The 4,108-nt window shown below is 69.7% G+C and carries 6 protein-coding genes; all 6 read right to left on the bottom strand.

Going from position 1 to position 4,108, the window contains the following annotated elements:
* Nucleotides 1-203 (bottom strand): WXG100 family type VII secretion target (locus tag ACFWE2_RS24760; RefSeq protein WP_377226865.1); only part of this gene is annotated, 203 nt, incomplete at its 3' end.
* Between the two features lie 112 nt (nucleotides 204-315).
* On the bottom strand, nucleotides 316-915 hold the full coding sequence (locus ACFWE2_RS24765; RefSeq protein ID WP_377226866.1) for a hypothetical protein: 600 nt from the start codon (nucleotides 913-915) through the stop codon (nucleotides 316-318).
* Nucleotides 912-1,613: a hypothetical protein gene (locus ACFWE2_RS24770; RefSeq protein WP_377226867.1), complete on the bottom strand. Its 702-nt coding sequence runs from the start codon at nucleotides 1,611-1,613 to the stop codon at nucleotides 912-914. The genes ACFWE2_RS24765 and ACFWE2_RS24770 overlap by 4 nt, the downstream gene beginning before the upstream one ends.
* Entirely contained in the window at nucleotides 1,610-2,266 is a 657-nt protein-coding gene (locus ACFWE2_RS24775; protein WP_377226868.1) for a hypothetical protein, read from the bottom strand. Before ACFWE2_RS24775 ends, ACFWE2_RS24770 begins: the two co-directional genes overlap by 4 nt.
* Entirely contained in the window at nucleotides 2,266-3,681 is a 1,416-nt protein-coding gene (locus ACFWE2_RS24780) for a hypothetical protein (protein ID WP_377226869.1), read from the bottom strand. The genes ACFWE2_RS24775 and ACFWE2_RS24780 overlap by 1 nt, the downstream gene beginning before the upstream one ends.
* Before the next feature lie 62 nt (nucleotides 3,682-3,743).
* Complete coding sequence (locus ACFWE2_RS24785; protein ID WP_377226870.1) at nucleotides 3,744-4,025, bottom strand: hypothetical protein; 282 nt, start codon at nucleotides 4,023-4,025, stop codon at nucleotides 3,744-3,746.
* Nucleotides 4,026-4,108: the final 83 nt, after the last annotated feature.

The raw sequence follows: 4,108 nt of genomic DNA on the forward strand, positions 1-4,108 counted from the left end.
ATGACCTGCTTGCCACCCTTGTCGAGCTCCTTGTACGACTCGTCGAACCGCTTGGAGGACTTGTCCGTCACGTAGCCGTCCTGCACCAGGTTCTCCACGAGCGACCGCAGCTGGTCGAGCTTGTGCTGCATGTCGTCCGACTCCTGCTTGATGCGCTGGGCCGCATCTTCCATCTGCTGGAAGGTCACATTGATGTTGGCCATGATCGGTCCTCTCGATTGCCTCGTAGGAAAACAGCGCGATCGTACACGAACCGGACATATTAGGACGGGAACACTGACAACCTGGTCAGTAATCCGAGCCGACACCGATCGCTCATGCCGAGCCCGGGACCGTCCGCTCCGGCAGGTCGACCGGGCCGGCGCCCGGGCCGGTCCACCGGAAGGTGGTCATCACCGCGTCGAAGAAGTCGACGAGAGTCTGGGCGAGCTGCTCCGCGGGCCCGCTGTCCGGACCGGTGCTGAACGTGGTGCTGAAGGACAGCACCAGCCAGTCGCCCTCGACGTCGTCCCGCGAGACGACGTACGTGACCTGACGGGTACCGGCCGCCGGCCCGCCGGCCACGGCGGGGGCCTCCCTCAGCGTGCTCGCAAGCCGCGCGCCCGGACGTCCGTCGACGTCGACCACGGTGCTCTCCTGGGCATCACGCTCCTGGGCATCACTTCCCTGGGCATCGCTTCCCTGGGCATCACTTCCCTGGGCCCCGCCGAGGAGGCTCGCCGCGACCTCGGTCGCGCTCAGGCCGGCGACGCCGAAGATCTCCGTCTCGGTGATGGACGCCGGGATCGCGATCCCCGCCATCCGCTCGGTGGGTACGTACACCGCGCCGGTGCCGGGGGCCGGGACCCGCGCCCAGCCCGGCGGGAGCAGGAAGGCCCACTTGTCGGTCGGCTTCCCGCTCACCAGAGGGGTCACGAGGCGCTCCCCTCCGGCACGTGCAGCGGGTTCGCGCCGGGGCCGGCCCACCGGAAGGTGGTCATGACGGCGTCGAAGAAGAAGACGAGCGCCTCGGCGAGCCGCTCGCCCTCCTCGTTGGTCCACACGGTGCTGAACGAGAGGACCAGCCACTCGCCGTCGGCCTCGTCGCGGGACACGACGTACACGACCTGCCGGGTCGAGGCGTCGGGGAGATCGCCGTCCGGGTGCGCGTCGAGGGTGGTCTCGACGACGCGCACGCCGGGCCGGCCGTCGATCTCGACGACCTCGCTCTCCTCGTAGCCGTCGACCAGCACCTCCGCCACCACCTCGAGCGGGTCGCTGCCCGGATCACTGACCAGCTCCAGCTCGGTGAGCGAACCGGGGATCAGCACGCCGTTCATCGGCTCCGTCGGCAGGTACACCGCCCCGGCTCCGGCGGCGCGCGCGTCGGCGAACGAGGAGCGCAGGCCGTCGGCGAGCATGCGCCGGTGCGGCTCGACCGAGTCGCGCGGCAGGTCGGCGGGCAGGGCCTTCGCGACCACCTCCTCGATCGCCGCGTCCAGGTCGCGCAGGTGCTCCTCACCGGTCGGGAACCGGACCCAGCCGGCGGGGAGCAGGAGGGCCCAGGCGTCGGTCGGCCTGCCGTCGGTCGGCTCGCCGTCGACGGGTCCTGCGGTCGGGGTCTCGTCGGTCACTGTGCGCTCCTGAGGATGCTGACGGCCGGCAGCAGCTCGTCGAGCAGCTCGGTCATGGCTGGGCCCTGCAGCAGGTCCTGGGACCGCCACTGCAGCACGGTGTCGACGACGGCGTCCGCGTGCTCGGTGCGCCGGCCGAGGCACACGCTCACCCACGCGCCGCCGCTGACCGGGTCCAGGTCGAGGCGCGTCACGCGCATGCCGTCCCCGTCGGGCAGGTCGACGTGCTCGATCTTCGGCGGGGCGACCGGGGTACCGCCGCTGGCGCCGAGCGCGGTCATGAGGTCGTCGCCGGGGTCGCCGAGCGGCTCGACCCCGACCGTGGCGAGCACCGGGACCGGCGCAGAGCCCGGCACCCGGAACGTGGCGACGACGAGGGCGCCGCCGTCGACCACGCCGTCGGCGAAGGCGCGCAGGTTCGCCACCGACTCCGCGGCGACCCGGTCACGCACCGCGTCCAGGACGCCGTCGGGATCCTCGCCGGAACCCGACCCGTCCTCGGACTCGGGCCCGTCGAACAACGACGACCGGACGAGCCCGGCGACGTCGCGCTCCCACGCGGCGAGCAGGTCGGCGGGCAGGGTCGCGGTCGTGGGGACGAGCAGCCAGCCCTCGGGCGGGTCGACCTGCCAGGTCCATCCTTCGCCCGCCATCAGACCGGGTTCTCGCCGGTCAGGCCGGAATAGTTCGCGTCGTGCCACCCGCTGTTGGTGTTGCGCAGGTCGAACGGGTTCAGGAACGAGGGGTTCAGCATGCTGAACGGGCGACCGAACCAGCCGAGCCCGTAGGCGACGGGCCCGACGTACATCCACGGCTTGATCTGGAAGATCGGGCCGAACAGGCCGATGTTGCCCGCGATCTTGCCCACGTCCCTGATGTCGCTGACGCCGATGAGCCGGTCCCACCGGTAGTCGCCCCGCGGCCACGCCTTGGTGAGGCGGCTCCAGTCCTCCTTGAGGACCCACCTCGGATTCTTGAAGGTGTGCCACCAGCCGGGGCTCACCTTGGTCTTGTCGAGGAAGGTCGCGATGTTCTTGATCTCGAGACTCACCTTCGAGAGCCGCTCGCTGTAGATCGCGCTGGCATCCAGCCGCATGTTCTTGTTGCTGATGTTCAGGAGGCGCAGGTTCTTCGCGAAGTCGATCTTCAGCCTGTCCAGCTTGGCGGGCCCGCCCTTGGCCAGGCCGAGCCCCTGGACGCCCTTGAGGTTGTTCGCCATCTTCGCCGCGACGCCGATCCCCACGAGGCTCAGCACACCGAGGATGACACCGAGCCAGCTTCCCTCGCCCTGGGCGGCGAGGATGACGCTCGCGACCACCGACACCACGGCGACGCCGATGCCGATGAGCGCGATGACGTTCAGCCCGGGTATGAGGATCGCCAGCACCGCGAGCGCCATCCCGATGTACGTCAGGATCTCGACCAGCGCCTTGAGGAACTTGTTGAGCCGGTGCACGAAGGCGTCCCAGCCCGAGGTGTGCAGGCCGTCGACCTTCCAGTTCTCCCGGATCTTCGCGGAGGCGGCCTCCGCGGCGACCCTGAGTGCCTCGAGGGCGCCGGCCACCTTCTGCTTGGCCGCGGCGATGCCGGAGCTGGCGGCGCTGATCGCCGACTCGCGCTGCGCCGACTGGGCCTTCTCGTCGTCGGTCAGCGGCTTGGCGTCGTCCGGCCGGGGCGCGCCCACCGGGTCCGGCATACCTTCGGCGCTCCGGAGCTCGCGCGCGGCCTTCTCCGCCTCGAGCAGACCGTTCCACGTGTCGGTCCGAGCGGTGGTCAGCGACGGCTCGTAGGCGTCGAGCGCCGAGTGCACGTCGGAGTACCGGGCGGCCGCCTTGTCGAGGGCACCGGCACTCTCCCGTGCGCGCTTGCGCAGGGCGTCCGCGGACTGCCCCTTGAGGAGACGGACGTCGCCGTCACCGATCCTCTTGAGCAGGGCTGCCTGCTCGGTCATGGCCTCGGACATCGTCTTGTAGTGGGCGATGACCTTGTCCAACTCCGAGGGGTCGGCCGGGACCGGGTCCGAGTCGTGACCGACCAGTGGCCAGTCCCCCGTGCGGGCGGCGCTCATCCGTCTCCTCTTCTGCTGCTGTCACACGTGCGGCGGCTGCTGCCTGGGCAGCGGGCGGGGGCCTACTTCTGGTCGAAGGTCGAGGCGAGCTGGTCCTCGGTGTCGGTCCAGGTCTTCGCCGCCTCGTCCATCTTCTTCGTGAGGTTGTCGAGCTGGACCTGGAGCTTCTCCCGCTTGACCCACCAGTCGTCGATGAAGTCGTCCATGGCGTTCTTCACGACGTCGTGGCCCCAGATGGTGCCGTTGTCCCACCGCTTGGACATGTTCTTGAACTCGTCGCTGATCGCCTTGAGATCCTTGGCGGAGTCCTCCAGGACCGCCTTGGTGACGACAAGGTCTGCCATCGGGACTACTTGTTCAGCGCGTTGGCGAGCTCTTCATCGGTCTTGCGGAGCGCCTCGGCGGCCTGCTTCAGGTACTCGCCGAT

This window comes from Promicromonospora sp. NPDC060271 (assembly GCF_042726755.1).
Classification (GTDB): Bacteria; Actinomycetota; Actinomycetes; order Actinomycetales; family Cellulomonadaceae; genus Promicromonospora.